This is a genomic window from Mannheimia indoligenes, assembly GCF_036880405.1.
Taxonomy (GTDB): domain Bacteria; phylum Pseudomonadota; class Gammaproteobacteria; order Enterobacterales; family Pasteurellaceae; genus Mannheimia; species Mannheimia indoligenes.
In genome coordinates this window covers 109,113-128,430 of the sequence record NZ_JBAJJM010000004.1, presented here as the reverse complement: position 1 = coordinate 128,430, position 19,318 = coordinate 109,113, and the positions used below count along the sequence as shown (strand labels likewise).

15 protein-coding genes are annotated in these 19,318 nt (G+C 38.6%); 7 read left to right on the top strand and 8 right to left on the bottom strand.

Annotated elements, in window-relative coordinates; translation table 11 throughout:
- Position 1: 1 nt before the first annotated feature.
- Both rbsA and rbsD read right to left on the bottom strand, forming a co-directional pair.
- Complete coding sequence (gene rbsA / locus V6W77_RS03215; protein ID WP_334235112.1) at positions 2-1,498, bottom strand: ribose ABC transporter ATP-binding protein RbsA; 1,497 nt, start codon at positions 1,496-1,498, stop codon at positions 2-4.
- A gap of 9 nt (positions 1,499-1,507) precedes the next feature.
- Positions 1,508-1,927: a D-ribose pyranase gene (gene rbsD / locus V6W77_RS03210; RefSeq protein ID WP_025236654.1), complete on the bottom strand. Its 420-nt coding sequence runs from the start codon at positions 1,925-1,927 to the stop codon at positions 1,508-1,510.
- Positions 1,928-2,158: 231 nt separating this feature from the next.
- Here rbsD and V6W77_RS03205 point away from each other — a divergent pair, with 231 nt between their 5' ends.
- Positions 2,159-2,419: a YfhL family 4Fe-4S dicluster ferredoxin gene (locus V6W77_RS03205; protein WP_081732119.1), complete on the top strand. Its 261-nt coding sequence runs from the start codon at positions 2,159-2,161 to the stop codon at positions 2,417-2,419.
- A 31-nt stretch (positions 2,420-2,450) separates the two neighbouring features.
- Here V6W77_RS03205 and ygfZ read toward each other — a convergent pair whose 3' ends face one another.
- Together ygfZ and V6W77_RS03195 are read right to left on the bottom strand one after the other, a co-directional pair.
- Positions 2,451-3,338: a CAF17-like 4Fe-4S cluster assembly/insertion protein YgfZ gene (gene ygfZ / locus V6W77_RS03200; RefSeq protein WP_334253759.1), complete on the bottom strand. Its 888-nt coding sequence runs from the start codon at positions 3,336-3,338 to the stop codon at positions 2,451-2,453.
- Positions 3,339-3,347: 9 nt separating this feature from the next.
- Complete coding sequence (locus V6W77_RS03195; protein WP_334235109.1) at positions 3,348-4,211, bottom strand: YicC/YloC family endoribonuclease; 864 nt, start codon at positions 4,209-4,211, stop codon at positions 3,348-3,350.
- Between the two features lie 129 nt (positions 4,212-4,340).
- On the opposite strand from V6W77_RS03195, the gene rph reads away from it, so the two are divergent.
- The 6 genes from rph to V6W77_RS03165 all read left to right on the top strand — a co-directional run bounded on the left by rph (position 4,341) and on the right by V6W77_RS03165 (position 14,344).
- Positions 4,341-5,057 (top strand): ribonuclease PH, encoded by a 717-nt coding sequence (rph, locus tag V6W77_RS03190; protein WP_334229662.1) that lies wholly within the window; start codon positions 4,341-4,343, stop codon positions 5,055-5,057.
- Positions 5,058-5,217: 160 nt separating this feature from the next.
- Positions 5,218-5,826 carry a restriction endonuclease subunit S gene (locus V6W77_RS03185; protein ID WP_334253758.1) on the top strand — a complete coding sequence of 203 codons (609 nt, stop codon included), beginning with the start codon at positions 5,218-5,220 and terminating at the stop codon, positions 5,824-5,826.
- On the top strand, positions 5,813-8,011 hold the full coding sequence (locus tag V6W77_RS03180; protein WP_334253757.1) for a type I restriction-modification system subunit M: 2,199 nt from the start codon (positions 5,813-5,815) through the stop codon (positions 8,009-8,011). Before V6W77_RS03185 ends, V6W77_RS03180 begins: the two co-directional genes overlap by 14 nt.
- A 47-nt stretch (positions 8,012-8,058) precedes the next feature.
- A complete protein-coding gene (locus tag V6W77_RS03175; protein ID WP_334253756.1) occupies positions 8,059-9,393 on the top strand; it encodes a restriction endonuclease subunit S in 1,335 nt (444 codons plus the stop codon).
- Between the two features lie 55 nt (positions 9,394-9,448).
- Entirely contained in the window at positions 9,449-11,263 is a 1,815-nt protein-coding gene (locus tag V6W77_RS03170) for a Fic family protein (protein WP_334253755.1), read from the top strand.
- 9 nt (positions 11,264-11,272) lie between these two features.
- Positions 11,273-14,344: a type I restriction endonuclease subunit R gene (locus V6W77_RS03165; protein WP_334253754.1), complete on the top strand. Its 3,072-nt coding sequence runs from the start codon at positions 11,273-11,275 to the stop codon at positions 14,342-14,344.
- Positions 14,345-14,452: 108 nt separating this feature from the next.
- Here V6W77_RS03165 and V6W77_RS03160 read toward each other — a convergent pair whose 3' ends face one another.
- The 4 genes from V6W77_RS03160 to V6W77_RS03145 form a co-directional block, all read right to left on the bottom strand.
- Positions 14,453-15,154 (bottom strand): LutC/YkgG family protein, encoded by a 702-nt coding sequence (locus tag V6W77_RS03160; RefSeq protein WP_025236659.1) that lies wholly within the window; start codon positions 15,152-15,154, stop codon positions 14,453-14,455.
- Between the two features lie 13 nt (positions 15,155-15,167).
- On the bottom strand, positions 15,168-16,577 hold the full coding sequence (locus V6W77_RS03155) for a LutB/LldF family L-lactate oxidation iron-sulfur protein (RefSeq protein WP_112110511.1): 1,410 nt from the start codon (positions 16,575-16,577) through the stop codon (positions 15,168-15,170).
- Between the two features lies 1 nt (position 16,578).
- Positions 16,579-17,310: a (Fe-S)-binding protein gene (locus V6W77_RS03150; protein ID WP_188157402.1), complete on the bottom strand. Its 732-nt coding sequence runs from the start codon at positions 17,308-17,310 to the stop codon at positions 16,579-16,581.
- A 134-nt stretch (positions 17,311-17,444) separates the two neighbouring features.
- Positions 17,445-19,049, bottom strand: a complete 1,605-nt coding sequence (locus V6W77_RS03145) for an L-lactate permease (protein WP_025236662.1) — start codon at positions 19,047-19,049, stop codon at positions 17,445-17,447.
- Positions 19,050-19,318: the final 269 nt, after the last annotated feature.

Here is a 19,318-nt window from a genome sequence, read left to right as displayed (position 1 = left end):
CTTAATTTAATACCGTATTTTTACCGATAGCTGCTGCCAACAATTTTTCTTGAGTTGCTTCTTCACGCGAAAATTCTGCACTAATTCTGCCTTCGTGCATCACTAATATGCGATCACTCATTCCAAGCACTTCCGGCATATCAGATGAAACCATTAAAATACTTAATCCATCTTTTTTAAACTCATTGATTAATTGGTAAATCTCTTTTTTCGCCCCAACATCAACACCACGCGTTGGTTCGTCTAAAATCAACACATTTGGACGAGTCATCAAGCCTTTGGCTATCGCCACTTTTTGCTGATTACCGCCGGAAAGTAGCCCGATTTGCTGATCTCGACTTGGTGTTTTGATGTTAAACATCAAGATAAAATCATCAACTGCCAATCTTTCTGCATCGTGTCGAATTGAGCCACCTTTGGAGAAATGATCTAATGAAGTCAAAGACATATTTTCTTTTACCGACATTCCCAAAATCAGCCCATCGCCTTTACGATCCTCTGAGATATACACAATACCGTTATCCAATCCATCTTGCGGACACTTATTGGAAATCATTTTTCCTTTTAGCTCAATCGTACCTGCGGTTTTTGGTAATGCCCCATAAAGTACTTTCATTAACTCGGTACGTCCAGCTCCCATTAGCCCTGAAATGCCGACAATTTCGCCTTTATGTAACTGAAACGAAACATCATTCACACCACTTCCACTTAGGTTTTTCACATCAAGAAGGAGTTCGCCACGTTCTTGCTGTAGATGAGGATATTGTTCTTCTAAACGGCGACCAACCATCATTTCAATCAATTTATCTTCATCAATATCGGCAATCACTTGCTCTCCGATAAATTGACCATCACGAAGCACCGTAACATCATCGCAAATCTGGAAAATTTCTTTTAAACGGTGTGAAATATACACAATGCCACGATTTTCTGCTTTCAGTTCGTGAATTACTTTAAATAAGGCTTCCGTTTCAGTATCCGTTAATGCATCGGTTGGCTCGTCCATAATAATCACTTTAGACTCAAAACTAAGTGCTTTGGCAATTTCCACCATTTGTTGCTCACCGATGGATAATTCAGAACAGAGCTGATGACTGCTGTGTTTCACACCAAGTCGAGCGAGTAATTTGTCTGCCTCGGCGTACATTTTTTTCCAATCAATCGATCCCCAAGCGGTTCTAAATTCACGCCCAAGAAAAATGTTTTCCGCAATGGTTAAATTGCCGACTAAGTTAAGCTCTTGGTGGATAATGCTAATTCCAGCTTCTTGAGAATGTTTCGGACCTTTGAAAGTAACCTCTTGCCCCAAATAAGCGATTGAACCGGCATCTTTACTGTAAATGCCCGTCAATACTTTCATTAACGTTGATTTACCAGCCCCATTCTCGCCCATTAATGCCATTACTCGCCCGGCATACACAGACAAACAAGCATTACTTAGAGCTTTTACACCCGGGAAAGATTTATCAATCCCATTCATTTTTAATAAGGTTTCCATCATTCCACCTTAAAACGGCACGCCTGAATATAAAATAATGTTGGCATAAGGTGAACATTCGCCTGTACGCACAACGGCTTTGCTATAGTGAGTCTGCTCTTTAAAGATTTCGTGATTGACATAATCGACTTGAATTTTATTCTGTTGTGCTTGCTCAAGTTGAGCTAAACGCTCTAAAAGATCAGCTAAAATCTGTGGATTTTTTTGCTTAATTTCTTCCGCAATCAACACACGCTCAACAAAAAGCTCATCTACCACAACATCAAACGTCTGTAAAAAACTTGGCACACCGGCAGTTAAAGCTAAATCAATTCTCTCTACTTCATTTGGAATAGGTAATCCTGCATCACAAATAGTTAAACTGTCGGTATGACCCAGTGTAGCAATACTATGTGAAAGTTGTGCATTAAGATTTGTTGTTTTTTTCATCTCAATTTCCCTTTATTTCGCTTCATTATAATTGGAAAACACTCCATCGAAACGTTTCGATGAGATCATAAAAAATTTTTCCCTAACGATAAACAAGCAAATTGCAAAAATGTGAAGTAGTTCAAATTATTTTGCTTTATAATAGGGAAAATCTAGTTACAAGCGGTCGATTTAGTAAAAAAATTTACAAATTCCACCGCTTGTTTAATTTTATTTTCTCCACACAAACTTATGGCTTTATTAATTACCCACAAATGTACCAACTGCGATATGTGCTTACCGGAATGCCCGAATGATGCGATTTCGGTGGGCAATGATATCTATGTAATAGATCCCGTGTTATGCACAGAATGTGTCGGGCATTACGACAAGCCAACCTGCCAAAAAGTTTGCCCGATCACCAACTGTATTATTACAGATCCTGATCATATCGAAACCGAAGAGCAACTTTGGGAACGATTTGTGATGATTCATCACCCTGATAAAATATAAAAAAACGGTCATATTACTATGACCGTTTCTTTTACTCGCTTTCTTCCAAACTATACGGCAGTTTTGCCATCTGCACATTCACACCCTTTACTCTAAATTGAGCATCGGGTTCTATCTCTTTATTCAGCACAACTTGAACCCATAACGTGCTGTCGTGTGCTGAGCTTGATAATACTGTTCCTGTGCTTTTCCAGCTTTCGCCTAACTGCATTTCAACCGCTGAACTCGGTTCAGGTAGAGCAACTTCACCTTCAAATTTGCCCACAAGGGTAAATAACGCTCGTTTGTTTGCTCCACGATATTTCGCTCTCGCCACCGTTTCTTGCCCGATATAGCAACCTTTAGTGAAAGAAATTGCATTTTCCAGCAGCTGTAAATTCGCCGCTTGTGGAATCAGTTCAAACTGATTGGCTTTCAATAAAACAGGAATACCGTCTTGAATATCCATTAACGTCCAAAGTTGTCCATCTGCATTAGTTTCAAGTTGTTCTCCCCAAACAATTGCTCGTTTTTGCCCTTGTGTAAGCATTAAAGCGGTCGTTTTTTCACTTAATTTTGCAAATGCTTCTTCGCCTGCCACGCCATAAATTGGGGTGTCTAATTCGGTGAAAGTAACTTTTGAGAACACCGCATATTTTTTTAATTGCGTTAGGGCTTCGGGCATTAAATCACGATGGATAATGGCAATAAATTTTTCAGTTTCCGCACGGTACAAACGCAGTAACGCACTCATTTTGCCCTTTGGATCACAATGGCTGGTTAGCGTATGGCTGCCTACCTCAATTTTTGTGACATCACAGGTTAATTGTCCTTGTAGATATTTCTCTGCATCTACGCCTGAAATATCAATTAGACAATATTGGGAAAGTTGCATACGCAGTTCAGGGTAAGCTTGGCTCACTTTACAACTCAATGTCATATTTTGTTCCTATTCTAAATTCTGAATTTGCTCACGCATTTGTTCGATTAACACTTTAAGTTCCACCGCAGAATTAGTTACCTCTGCATTAATGGATTTTGACGCAAGCGTGTTAGATTCACGATTAAGCTCTTGCATCATAAAATCTAATTTACGCCCCACTGCTCCACCTTTTTTCAGAATATTGGTGGTTTCTTTAACGTGGAGTTGCAAGCGGTCTAATTCTTCCGCCACATCCACACGTTGAGCAAGCAGCACCATTTCTTGCTCTAAACGTTGTGGCTCAAGCTGTAAATTCAGCTCATCAAAACGTTGCTGTAAACGCTCTTTCTGCCATTGCAGAATTTCAGGCATTAAGGTTTGTACTTTCGCCGCCTCAACAGAAATTGCCTCTAAACGCTGTTGAATTAAGGCTTGCACGTTTTCACCTTCTCTCGCACGCATCGCAATGAAATCAACAAGAATTTGTTCAAAACCATCTAATAGATCTTGGGTGATTTGGTCTAAATCTTGGCTTTCCGTATCCACCACGCCCGGAAAACGCAATACATCAACAAGGTTGATTTCGCCCTCGTTTGCGGTTTCTTTAATCCATTTAAGCGATTGTATCACCTGCTCGGCATAGCCTTTATTTAACGCAATTTCACTGTTTTGGGTTTTGCTTAAATCGATACGCAAACTACATTCTACCTTGCCACGGGTTAAAGCGGAACGTAGGCGTTCACGCAAAGTCATTTCAAGGTTGCGAAACTGCTCCGGTAGGCGGAAATAGGTTTCTAAAAATCGTTGGTTTACCGAGCGAATTTCCCACACTGCATTGCCCCACTCCTTTTTAATTTCTAAATGGGCAAAGGCTGTCATACTATAAATCATTGTTATTCCTTGTGTTTTTATATTATTGGGCGGAAAATATTCCGCCCCTACAAATCTTGCTAAAGAAAAATCACATTCTACTGTTTTCTTTGTTAAAATGGTAAAAATTTTAGCAAAAAGGAAAAGAAAATGCGTCCAAATAATCGAGCAAATAACCAAGTTAGAGAAATTAAAATTACCCGTAACTACACTCGTTACGCTGAAGGTTCGGTGTTAATTGAGTTCGGCGAAACCAAAGTGTTATGTAACGCCACGGTGGAAGAAACCGTGCCTCGCTTTTTAAAAGGTCAGCAACAAGGCTGGGTTACGGCTGAATATGGAATGTTGCCTCGAGCAACCCATTCTCGCACCCAACGTGAAGCGGCAAAAGGCAAGCAAGGCGGACGCACAATGGAAATTCAACGCTTAATCGCCCGTTCTTTACGTGCGGTAGTGGATTTAAAAGCTCTTGGTGAACGCACCATAACGGTTGATTGCGATGTTATCCAAGCAGACGGCGGCACTCGCACCGCATCTATCACGGGGGCTTGCGTGGCATTATATGATGCAATGAATAAATTAGTGGCAAACGGCACATTGAAAACCAACCCAATGAAAGGTTTAGTGGCGGCAATTTCTGTCGGTATTGTAGAAGGCGAAGCCGTGTGCGATTTAGAATATGTGGAAGATTCCAACGCTGAAACCGATATGAATGTGGTGATGGTAGAAGATGGCAGATTAGTGGAAGTACAAGGTACAGCCGAAGGTGAGCCGTTCTCTCACGAGGAATTACTGACTTTATTAGATTTAGCGAAGCAAGGAATTAACCAGTTAGTTGATGCTCAACGTAAAGCGTTGGCATCATAGTATTTGCAAATTTCCAGCAAAAATTAACCGCTTGTAGATGAAAATCTACAAGCGGTTAATTTTTATAAAAAATAATTACAGTATTTAAAATATAGCATTGACTTAATTAAAATTAAAGATACAATAAGCTCATTACAAAAGCTGTATAAGGAATACTGCAATGAAAAATACCGTGTTATTAAAACGCATTGCTACAATAAGCACAGGATATACACTAAGAGATTCTCTACAATTTGTAAAAGAAGGTGATGTCCGCCTTCTTCAAATTAAAGATCTCCCGAAAGATAACGGGAAAATTGAAATAGAGGAGCTCTCGCAAATTATATGGGACTATCCCTCAAAACCGATTTTAAAAACTAACAATATTATTCTCAGTACTCGTGGAGATAATCGAGCATACTTATTTACAGGCTCTGAAAAGGATAATGTACTAGTCAGTAACCAATTCATCATTATTGAGCTAAATAGCCCCAAAGTAAGTGCTGAATTTTTAGTATGGTATTTGAATAATGCTCCACAAATTAAGCGATATTTTTCAATGCATAGCCGTGGTTCTTTTCTTTCTATGCTCAATATTGCAACGATAAAAGATGCTCCCATTATTATTCCGAATTTTTCACAGCAGCAAACTCTTTTATCAATGTATAAGCAAGCTGAAGATGAAGCCGAACGATACCAAAAACTAGCTCTATTACGACAAGAATACAATCAAGCTAAATCAGAACAAATTTTAAACGCATTACAAGGAATACACGATGACAACAACTAACTTTCAAACCAAACAATCTACTATTTCATCTGTTATTTGGAATATGGCGAATATGTTACGCGGTACTTATCGTCCACCACAATATCGCCGAGTAATGCTACCGTTAATTGTTTTGGCTCGTTTTGATGCAATTTTATCTCCTTATACAGATGCAATGAAAGCCAAAGCAGATGAACTCAATGCACAAGGCAATAAAGCCCCGAAAGGCGATTTATATGAAAAAGCACTCACCAAAGTTGCAGATCCTAGCCGCACACAACCACTTTACAATACAAGTGGCTACAACCTCCAACGTCTGTTAGCCGATCAAGACCATATCGTTGCGAATTTAACCAAATATTTACAGGGCTTTTCTGCGAAAGCAAAAGATATTTTTGCTAAATTTGAATTTGAAAATGAGATTGAAAAATTAGATAACAGTAATCGCTTATATGCGGTACTTTCACAATTTCATAAAGATCTGAAAGCAAACAACATTGATTTATCGCCAAGCTCTATTTCTAATCTGCAAATGGGCTATATTTTTGAAGAATTGGTACGTAAATTTAATGAACAAGCGAATGAAGAAGCCGGAGATCACTTTACCCCACGTGAAGTCATTAATTTAATGGTGAATTTAATTTTCGCAGAAGATGAAGAACGTTTAAGTAAACCTCACGCCATTGCCCGCATTTATGACCCTACCGCAGGTACGGGCGGAATGCTTTCAGAATCTGAAAAGTATTTAAAAGGCTATAACAGTAGTATTAACTTACAGCTATACGGACAAGAGTATAATGCTGAGTCTTATGCCATCTGTTGTGCGGATTTATTAATTAAAGACGAGCCTATCAGCAATCTTATTTACGGCGATACACTCGGCGTAAAAAACAACAAAAACAACGATAACGGCTTTATGCCAAAAGACGGACACCCCGATCAAACTTTTGATTATATGTTCTCTAATCCGCCTTTCGGCGTAGAGTGGAAAAATGAGCAAGATTTCATTAATGATGAAGCAAAAAGTGGTTTTGACGGTCGTTTTGGAGCAGGCTTGCCTCGCATTAATGACGGCTCACTGCTCTTTTTACAACATATGATTTCTAAAATGAAGCCTATTAAAGAAGGCGGTTCACGCATCGCGGTGGTATTTAACGGCTCGCCATTATTTACAGGCGATGCAGGCTCGGGCGAAAGCAACATTCGCCGCTGGATTATTGAGAACGACTGGTTAGAAGCCATTATTGCCCTTCCGGACCAACTCTTTTACAACACAGGCATTTACACCTATGTGTGGATTGTGAGTAACAAGAAATCGCCACAACGAAAAGGCAAAGTGCAACTGATTGACGGCACTCAGCATTATCAGAAAATGGCAAAAAGTTTGGGCGATAAACGCAATGAACTATCACAAGCCCAAATTGAAGACTTAACTCAGCTTTATACCGATTTTAAAGACCAAGCAAGCGGTCAAATTTCAACAAAAATTTGCAGCAAAATCTTTAACAACCAAGATTTCGGCTATTTAAAACTCACGGTAGAACGCCCTTTACGCTTAAATTTTCAAGCAAGTGCAGAACGTATTGAACGAGTAAAAAGCCAAACGGCATTTATCAACTTAGCGGTAAGTAAAAAACGCAAAGATGAAGCTGAAATTGCCAAAGAAGAAGCCGAAGGCAAACGCCAACAACAGGCTATTTTAACGGCATTATCCACAATTGGTGATGAGCTATACAAAAACCGCTCTCTCTTTATGAAACGGTTCGACAACGCATTAAAAGCGTTAGATTTCAAACCGGCAGCCCCGCTTAAAAAAGCCATTTTAGACGCTCTAAGTGAACGAGATGAAACCGCTGAAATCTGCCTAGACAGCAAAGGCAACCCGGAGCCGGATTCGCAATTACGTGATACCGAACTTGTTCCGCTACCGTCTAATATCCACCTGCCTTTACCGGTGGATTATAAAGACGGAAAGCCCGATGAGTTGGTTAAATTAGTCAAAACCCACTGTGAAGACTATTTAGCAAAAGAAGTGCTTCCGCATATAGATAATGCGTGGATTGACTACAGCAAAACGAAAATCGGCTATGAAATTCCGATTAACCGCCACTTTTATCAATACCAACCACCACGTCCGCTTGCCAACATCAAAGCAGAAATTGATGAATTAGAGGCAGAAATAGTGGCTATGTTGGGTGAAATATAAGCTACTGTTACTAAAACAAGCGGTCGAAATAAAGGAATTTTTTGCAAATGAAACGATACGAAAAATATAAACCAAGCGGCGTGGAATGGTTGGGAGATGTGCCTAATGAATGGTCAGTTACAAAAATCAAATATATTTCAGAGCTTAATCCTAAAAAATCTAACTTAGAAAAATTAGATCAAGAATGTAGTTTCATTCCTATGGAAAAGCTAAAACTAGGTAATTTATTACTCGACGAGACTAGACAAATTAGTGAGGTCTATAATAGCTATACCTATTTCCAAAATGGTGATTTGCTAATTGCTAAAGTTACTCCGTGCTTTGAAAATAAAAATTTTGCTATAGCAAATAATTTAGTAAACGGTATTGGCTTTGGATCATCTGAAATTTACGTCTTAAGATCAAAAAATTGTTTCAATCGTTATTTATTCTATCGTTTACAAGAAAATACTTTTATGGACTTAGCAGCTGGCTCTATGATAGGTGCAGGAGGGCTAAAACGAATTCCATCGGATTTTTTAAATAATTATGTTATAGCATTACCTCCAAATGAAGAACAAGTATCTATCGCCAACTTCCTTGACAAAAAAACCGAAAAAATCGACCGCTTGATCAGCCACCAACAAGCATTGTTGGAAAAGCTCAGCGAAAAACGGACTGCATTAATTACAGAAACAGTATGCGGTAGAGTTCGTTTACCTACAGCCCCAAATGATAACGAAACATTAAGCGGTAGTAACGCTCCCCTACGGAATTCAGGTATTGAATGGTTAGGAGAAGTGCCAGAGCATTGGTTAATAACTAGACTAAAATATGTTGGAGAAATTGTTTTAGGTTTAACCTACTCGCCAGAAGATATTACAAATGATGAAAATGCTATTTTAGTTTTACGCTCATCAAATGTACAAAATGGAAAGCTATTACTTAATGACAATGTCTATGTTAATAAAGATATCCCTAAAAAAATGCAAACAACTGAAAATGATATTTTAATTTGTTCAAGGAATGGAAGCCGTGCATTAATTGGAAAATGTACAGTTATTGAGGGTGATGCTATTGGACAAACATTTGGTGCTTTTATGACTGTATTTAGAAGCCCATATAAACGGTTCATCTATTATGTATTAAGTTCCGAGTTATTTAAGTCCCAACTAGGGAACTACTTAACATCAACAATTAACCAATTAACTACGCAAGTTCTAGGAAATTTTGAGATAGCATTTCCTCCCGAAAGCGAACAAACCACGATTGTAAACTACCTTGATACCGAAACCGCCAAAATCGACCGCTTACAACATAAAATTGAACGCGTTATCGAACGACTAAAAGAATACCGCTCGGCATTAATCACGCAGGTTGTTACAGGAAAAGTAAAGGTGTAAGCGGTTAAAATTGAGCAATTTTTTGCTAAAATTAAAGCAATGCAATGGGGGAATAATGTTAGATATTTCAGCACAAGAATTATTTGAGCAATTACAGCAGTATCAAGAAAGTGGTCGTCTAGAAGCTAAATTAGGTTCAGAGATTGGCAGTTCGATAATGCAAAGTATTAATGCATTCGCCAATGAACCTGACTTAGGTGGAGGCTATCTGTTATTAGGTATTGCCGAGCCTGATGAGGAACATGAAAATTATTGGGTTGCAGGTATTACAAATCGCGATAAGTTACTAAACGAACTGCAAACAAATTGTCGTGAACAGTTTGAACAACCGATCCCTATTCAAGTTGCAGAGCCTCAATTATCGATAATTGATGGCAAAAATGTGTTGCTTATTTTTGTACCTGAATTACCGACCAATGCAAAACCTTGCATATTTAAAGGAAAATTAGATAGTAAAAATCGTCGTAAAACTGGGGTATGGCGACGAGGAGTAAATAGCGATTATGAGTGCTCCCAAACTGAATTAGAGCCAATACTTTTAGCAAAATTAGGGAGTAGCTTTGAGCAAACTATTCTTCCATCTGCACATTGGGACGATCTCGATCCTAGAGCAATTATGCAGTATCGTAAACTACGGGAAAAAGTTCGACCTGATGCTGAAGAATTACAAGCTAATGACGAGGAAATGTTATTAGCATTAAATTTGGTCGTACGCCAAAATGGTGAATTTGTACCCAATGTTGCCGGTCTTTTAATGTTAGGTAAACCACTTGCATTACGCCGACTCTTACCCGATATGAGAATAGATTATGTGCGAATTCGAGGTATTGAATGGCAACAAGATGGCATTATTTCTACAATGGATCTAAGAGAAGCTCTTATTTTCTTAATTCCTAAACTGGAGAGAGAAATTTTAAGTGATATGCCACGAATGTTTAAAATGGAAGACAATAGCCTGCAACGTAGTGATGTCTCTAAACTGCCTTATAAAGTGGTTCGTGAAACGTTAGTTAATGCAGTAATGCACCGAGATTATCTCACTAAATCGCCTACTATCATTATACGATTTGATAATCGCTTGGAAGTCAAAAATGCGGGATATTCTCTCAAACCTACCGAACAATTAGGAGAATATGGTTCAAAACTACGTAATCCTGTATTAGCCACCGTTTTATATGATTTGAATTTTGCTGAAACAAAAGGTTCAGGAATACGCAAAATTCGTCAGGAACTTAGTAATGCTGATTTATCTAAACCTGTGTTTATTAGTGATCACTTTGGGCATTACTTTCAAGCAATTTATCTTCTACATCAGTTTTTCAATGAAAGTCAGCTGAGTTGGCTTGCTAAATTCAAAGAAGAAGAACTAAGTGATGATGAAGCAATGGCTCTTGTACTTGCTAAAGAAACAGGGTTTGTCAATAACCAATCATTACGTTCACTTTCTGATTTAGATAATTCCTCAGTAACCCGATTATTAGCCAAACTAACTAATCAAAAAGGTTTGTTGGAAAAGCAGAAAACAGGAAAGGCAACTTATTATACGCTTTCAACAAAAGCTTTATCAGATAGGTATGATGGCGTATTTTCTTATGATGGTACTTTGACTTATGGGGTATCCCCTCAAGTCTCCCCCCCAAGTTACCCCTCAAGTACCCCCCAAGCCACCCCTCAAGTTATGTTATTACTAGGGGTATTAGGCAATCTTGAATTAGATCGTAATAGTTTGAAATCATTATTAAATTTAAAAGACAGTAAAAATTTCCGTGAGCGTTATTTAAAACCCGCATTAGATGCCGGATTAATTGAGATGACTATTCCTGATAAGCCAACTAGCAGCCAACAAAAATATCGTCGTAAAATAAAATAAGGAACAAAAATGATCACAGAACAACACTTTGAAACTGAAATTGAACGCTTTTTATTAGAAGAAGGTGGCTATGTTCAAGGTAAAAATACGGAATATAACAAAGAGCTTGCCTTGTTTGAAAAAGATGTGATCGCCTTTATTCGTCAAACTCAACCTCAAAAATGGGAGAGATTAGAAGCAGGGCAAAAAGAAAATGCGACTGCAATCTTAATGAAAGCACTTTGTCAGGAACTGGACGTTAAAGGCTCTCTGAATGTGTTAAGACACGGTTTCCGTTGCTATGGAAAAACCTTCAAGATGGCGTATTTTGCCCCTAATACCGGGTTGAACGAGGAAACGCAATATCGTTTTGATGCCAATATTTTAAAAATTACCCGTCAAGTTATTACTGAAAACGGCGAACGCCCTGATATTGTTTTATCCCTTAATGGTATTCCGGTTGCAACACTTGAATTAAAAAATGTGCTGTCTGCAACACACTGGACTGTCGCAGATGCCATTCAACAATATCGTTTTGACCGTAACCCTAAAGGGAAACTATTTGACTTCAAAAAACGCACCTTAGTCCATTTTGCCGTAGATACCGATGAAGTCTATATGACGACTAAATTGGAAGGGGAAAGCACTTATTTCCTGCCGTTTAATCGAGGCTATAACGGTGGAAAAGGCAACCCACCTATTCAAGATAATGTCAAAACCGCGTATTTGTGGGAAGACATTCTAAGCCGTCAGAGTTTTTTAGACATTATCGCCCGCTTCCTTCATTTAAACATTGAGGAGAAAAAAGTCCGTACTGAAAGCGGCTTACGTTTATTGCAAAAAGAAACGATGATTTTTCCCCGCTTTCATCAGCTGGATGCAGTGCGTAAATTAATTACTCACAGTAAAGAAAATGGTGCAGGCAGAAATTATCTTATCCAACATTCTGCAGGTTCTGGAAAATCAAACACTATTGCTTGGTTAGCCCACCAACTTAGCTCGCTACACAATAATAATGATGAAAAAATATTTAACTCTGTCATTGTTGTAACAGATCGCGTAGTACTCGATCGCCAATTACAGGCAACTATTAGCCAGTTTGAACATAAAGACGGTGTAGTACAGAAAATCGATCATAACTCACAGCAGTTAGCGTTAGCCATTGCAACAGATACGCCTATTATTGTTACCACAATTCAAAAATTTCCTTTTGTTATGGCGGCTATTTCTAAACAACAAGCGGTCGGAAAAGGAATAGAAATTACCACTGCTGGTAAACAATTTGCCGTGATTGTCGATGAAGCCCACAGCTCTCAAAGTGGAGAAGCGGCAATGGAATTACGCAAGGTATTAAATAAAGATGGAATTGAAGCTGCCGTAATGGCGGAATTTTTAAATGATAATGATGATGAAAGCCCACTTTCTGATGAAGCCAAAAAGCAACTTTTTATTGAGGCAGCCAAACGACAACGCCAGCCAAATTTAAGTTTTTTTGCGTTTACCGCCACACCTAAATGGAAAACTAAAGCCTTATTCGATGAAAAAGGAGAAAATGGTGATACGCCATTCCATCATTACACAATGAAGCAAGCAATTGAAGAAGGTTTTATTTTAGATGTACTCGCCAATTATGCAACCTGGAAGCAATATTTCAACCTATTAAAAATCAGTGAAAATGATAAGGAACTCAATAAGAGCAAAGCCAAAAAAGAAATGATGCGATTTGTGAATTTGCATCCGAGTGTGATCGCTCAAAAAGTGGAAATTATCATTGAGCACTTCCGTTCAACCACAATGCATAAAATTGGTGGAAGAGCTAAAGCAATGGTGGTAACTAGCAGTAGAGAGGCTGCGGTGCGTTACAAATTAGCCTTTGATGATTATATTAAAGAGAAAGGCTATTCAGGCATTAAATCGCTGGTTGCTTTTTCCGGTGGTATTTCATTAAAAGAAGCTCCCGAACAAGAATATACCGAAGTAATGATGAATGGTATTCGAGAAGCGGATTTACCCGAACAGTTCGATACCGATCATTATCAAGTGTTACTTGTGGCGGAAAAATATCAAACAGGGTTTGACCAACCATTACTACATACAATGTTTGTGGATAAAAAATTAAGTGGCATTCAAGCGGTGCAGACACTTTCTCGTTTAAACCGCTATACAAAAGGAAAATCAGACACTTTCGTACTGGATTTTGTGAATAAACCTGAAGATATTTATCAAGCATTTAAGCCATTTTATGAAGTTACAGAAGTGGGTGAAATTCCTGATACTGAGAAATTAGATGAGCTTGCCATAACAATAGACCAATGGAAGATTTATTTCCAACAAGAAATTCAGCAATTTGCTGAAATTTGGTTTAGTGCTAAACAGCAACCAACAGGTTCAGAACACAGAAAGCTGAATGCGATTTTAGATAAGGCAGTAGCACGATTTTTAGCCATTAATAGCGAAATTCAACAAGGTGTTGAAGACTTATCTGAGCTTAAAATTGAGCAACAAAATCTCTTTAAAAGCCAATTAAAGAGTTACTTAAATTTATATCAGTTCGTGTCTCAAATTATGGATTATAGCGACGATTTACACGAACAACGCTATGTATATTTACGAGCATTACAAAGTAAGCTCCCTAATAACGGCGATCATAATAAAGTCGATTTAAGCAAAGATGTGGTACTACAATTCTACAAGCTACAAAAACAAAGTGAGGGGCAAATTCATTTAAATGAAGGCGAAGCTAAGCCACTAAAAGGTGCTACTGATGTAGGAACAGGTCAAGTAAATGCAACGGATGAACTTAGCCGAATGGTGGAGGAAATTAATGGCATTTATGGTACTCAATTTACTATTGCTGACCAGCTTTTCTTCGAACAAATTATTGAAGATGCTTTAACCAATAAAGATATTATTGGGGCTGCACAAAATAATAGCCTAGAAAATTTTACTGCTTATTTTGCTGATAAATTACTCGATTTATTGTTCCAACGAATGGAAGGAAATGAAGAGATTAGTAACCAAGTAATGAGTGATGAGAACTTGAGAAAACGTGTAGTAAAACGACTGGCAAAACAAATTTATCAAAGGAATATAGGTAACTAATTTTATGCCTTAATTACCTATTCCTTTAAATTTAGTAGTTTTAAAACAAAAAATAACCGCTTGTAAAATCACGCTACAAGCGGTTATTTTTCTGTGTTTTTTTACCAATTATAGGTCATCGATTACTAGGTAAATTTTATTTACCGGTCCGTGTACGCCAACAACTTTAATCAACTCAATGTCTGCCGTGGCTGATGGACCTGAAATAATATTCACACAAGATGGCATTCTTTCGCCGCGTTGTGCTTTTTCGTGCAGGATTTGAGCAAGCTGTGCCACACGAGGTAATACCGTGCTTTTGCGTAATACTACCACCGATTTTTCAGGTAATAAACTCACTGAACGCCCGAACTCTTTATCGGAAAATAACACAATACCACCAGACTCCGCCAAGCCATATTCGCCATATACTACGCCGATATTCGCATTTTGGGCTTTTTCAAAGTTGGTTTCTGATTGGTTATAATCCCAAACATAGCTGTCTTCGTATTTTGCTTGGATTGCTGAGGTGATACCAAGATCTTTTAAGCGTTGATCGTTATTGATGATCACACTTGCACCACCATATTTTTCGCAGATCTCAATGATGGTTTGCGGTAGATCCGCTTCCTTAGCTTCCACTACATCTGCCATCATTACACGAGCAAAGTCAATAAATTCTTGGCAAAGCTGTGGTTGAGCACGGTCAGTTAAACGGGTGATCGCGTGGTTGTTTTCCAACACAGGCATTGGCTCAGGCACATTTTGGCGTGGTCTGCCCATACGCTGTGCCAATTTATTTAAGAAATTTTCACGATTTTGTAAATCCATCTTAATTTTCCTCTTAACCTCTGTTGTTGAACCAATCACGGAAGCTCTCACCCTCTGGTTGAGGTAAATCACGAGCTTTTGTCCATTCGCCTAATGCACCAAAATTCACAGGGGCTTTACCGTTTTTAATGAATTTGCTTGCGACTTTTGCCCCGACATTCATACCCACTTTCCAAAGTGTTGGGTGGGAGTTAGCAAAGTTAAAGCCGAAAATCGATAAACGCTCTGTCATTGGTGTTAAGCCGGCGTCCGCAATTTTCTCACGGTGTTTTAAGATGAGCTGAGCCAGTGGAATTTTTACCGGGCAAACACTATTACACGCCGTACAGAGTGAACAGGCATACGGTAACTCTTTAAACTCTTCATAGCCACCTAATAATGGCGAAATTACCGAACCGATCGGACCCGGATAGATTGAGCCGTAACCGTGTCCACCAATTTGACGATAAGCCGGGCAAGTATTCAAACAAGCACCACAGCGGATACAGCGTAAAACTTCTTGGAACTCGCTTTCTAAAATTTTAGAACGACCGTTATCCACAATCACTAAATGGAACTCTTCCGGACCATCGGTTTCGCCTTCAAGACGAGGACCTGTTAGCCAAGTGTTATAAGCGGTTAATTTTGCCCCTACCGCACTACGAGCAAGCATTGTAATTAACACATCCACTTCTTTGAAAGTGGGTGCAATACGCTCCATACCCATTACCGCAATATGCGTTTTTGGCACAGTCGTTGCCATACGCAAGTTACCTTCATTTGTTACTAAGCAAACAGAACCGGTTTCCGGCACAGCAAAGTTACAGCCTGAAATGCCGATATCCGCTTCTAAGAAATCTTCACGGATTTTTTGGCGAACAAATGCCGTCATCTCTTCTGGCGTTTCTGAACCTTCATAGCCTAGCACATCGTGCATTTCTTGACGGATTCTATAACGGTCTTTGTGGATTGCAGGTACAACAATATGAGAAGGTTTATCGCCCACAATTTGCAGCAGATATTCACCTAAGTCGGTTTCCACCACCTTAATGCCTTCTGCCTCTAAAACGTGGTTCATTCCGATCTCTTCGGTTACCATTGATTTAGATTTTACAATCTTTTTCGCGTTTTTCGCTTTCGCCACATTTTTGATGTAATTTGTTGCTTCTTCTGCTGTTTCTGCGAAGAAAACGTGCCCGCCGTTTTGAGTTACTTTTTCACTTAATTGGTAAAGGTAAGCATCAAGGTTGGCTAAAACGTGATTACGAATTGCTTTCGCATCATCACGCCACTCTTCCCAGTTGCCTAACTCGTCCACCATACGCTGACGGTTTGCACCGATAGTTTCTTGAGCTTTTACTAAGGCTTTACGAACAACTTCATTATTAACCTGTTGTTCAACACGTTGCTTAAAAGGCAGGGTATTGGTTTGTAAATAAGACATATTATTTTCCTCCCTGCATTAACACTTCTGCAATGTGCATCACTTTGATCTCTTTGCCTTCACGACTTAAGCGACCACCGATGTTCATCAAGCAGCTTACATCTGCCCCGATCAAATAATCCGGCTCATCGGTATCCACATTTGCCACTTTCTCTTTTACCATTTCACCGGAAATTTCCGCCATTTTGACTGAGAATGTACCACCAAAACCACAGCAAGTTTCTTGGTTTTTAATTGGTAATAACTCTAAGCCTTTTACATTTTTTAATAAGGTAATCGGCTCTTCCTTAATACCTAATTTGCGGAATAAACTACAAGACGGGTGATAAACCGCTTTACCCGGTAGGTAAGCACCCACATCAGTAACACCTAATTTATTCACAATAAAATCGGTTAAATCGTGAAAACGATCAGCTACCTTCTTCGCACGCACCGCCCATTCAGCTTCACCGAAACGTTCAAAATGCTCAGGGTAGGTTTTAATCGCATAAACACAAGAACCCGCAGGAGCAACAATCGGGTAATCATTTGCTTCAAAGGTTTCTACCAAGTTTTTCATACCCGATAAAGCTTGCTTTGTATATCCACTATTAATTGCAGGTTGCCCACAGCACCCCTGCTTTTCTAAAAAGGTGATTTTACAACCTAATTTTTCCAATAAAAGTACGGAGTTTTTCGCAACCCCTGCTTTCATCACATCTGCAATGCAGGTTACATAGAAATTAACGTTCATAAAGAACCCCACAATAAAAATAAAAATTAAACTCAGACTGTTCTTTTTAAGACAGAGAAAGGAAGGGCGATTTGCAAAACATCAGCAAAATCTGACCGCTTCCTTTTTATCTTCATTAGATATTAACTATCCGGTTACACATTATAGAAGATTGGTACTATTAATAGTGCAGCAACTGCGGCAATTACACCATATACAACCATCGGAACAACCGTTTTCTTAATGATAGTACCCTCTTGTTTTTCGATACCTGTTACTGAACATACCGCAACAATGTTATTGATACACACCATATTACCCATTGCACCACCTACAGATTGTAATGCTAAGATTAGGGTTACTGATAAACCAACTTGTTGTGCTGTTGCGTATTGTACTGTACCGAAGGTTAAGTTAGATACCGTGTTAGAACCTGAGAAGAACGCACCGATTGCACCTAAGAATGACGCAAATAATGTCCAAGATTGGCCTGTGAACTCTGCAAAACTTCTGCCGATAACTTGCACCATTGACTCTGAGCCACCAATCAACATTAATTTTACCATAATAATTGCACCTAAAAGGGCTAAAAATGGTTTTTTAACTTGGCTTAACGATGTACCGAAAATATCTTTGGTATTTCTAGCGGATACCGAGAAAATCGGTAAGCAGATTAATACTGTAATCACAAACGGAATTAATGCCGGTACATAAAGTAACTTATAGCTGGTTGCAACGTTCGTGCCTAAAATATTTTTCAGTGCGAAAATCAAACCTTGGCTGATTTCAAAGTTAGCAAAACCTAGTGAACTTGCAATCCAAGTCGTCGCATCATTCAACCACGCTTTAAGTGGAAGTTGTTGAATACGGGTAATCACTAAGATGAAGATTAACAAACCTGTTGGTAATAATGCTTTTGCTACTTCACCAAAAGTTGCTTTTTCGCCTGCAAGATTATTCTCAGTTTTCGCTAAACCAATACCTGCATTTGCTACAAATACAGAAACCAATAAACCAATTGCACCTGCCACTAATGAAGGGAATTCATAGTTAAATTGAGCAATAATAAAGTAAGGCACAACACAAGCTAGAATACTAATGTAGATAAACACAATATTCTGACGAATTTCTTTCCAGCTTACAATTAAACGCAATGCCATAATTGGAATAATGAATGCCGCAATTGAGTGAATTAGAGCGGTTATAGAGCCGATTTCAAGCACTTGTGCATCACTTAATAAACCATCTTTTAATAATGGTCCCATACCGAACCACGTTGGCGTACCTACTGCACCAAATGAAACCGGTACAGAGTTCATCACTAACGCTAACATAGCTACTTGTAATGGTTTAAAACCTAAACCAACTAAGATTGGAGCCGCAATAGCAGCAGGCGTACCGAAACCGGATGCACCTTCAATCATAAATGCAAATGCCCAACCGATAATCATTAACTGTGCAACCGGGTTTGGATTGATTGCTCCCAACCATTTACGCATTGTGTTAGTTGCACCGGATACTTCAGAGAAACGGTTAAATAAAATTGCACCGAATACTACAGTAATCGGCGTTAATACATCACCTAAACCTGCAATAATATTTGCAAAGACTAATGTAACATCGTTACCAAAATAGGTAAGTTGAAGAATAAAAATAAGTAAAGCTGTCAGTGGAAGAGCCACATAAGACGGCAACGCATTGCGTTTTACCATTAAATAAATCAGTAAAACAATTGGGAAAATGCTCAGAAAAAGAGCCATAGAACACCTCATTTATGATTATAAAATGACCTGAGTGGTCGGACAGGTTACGCATTCTACAGATTAAAAAAAGCGATGTAACTAACTTGTTGTAAATTTGTGATCTAATTCAAATTTTTAGGGTGCGTATGATTAAAAAAAAGCCTAATTTTTTATAAATAACCCTCAAGAGTTATTCATTTGGAGCTTATTTTGCAAAATTTTTATAAAATTTAACCGCTTGTTACCTATTTTCACAATTCAATAAAGTATAATCTTTCGTAATTACT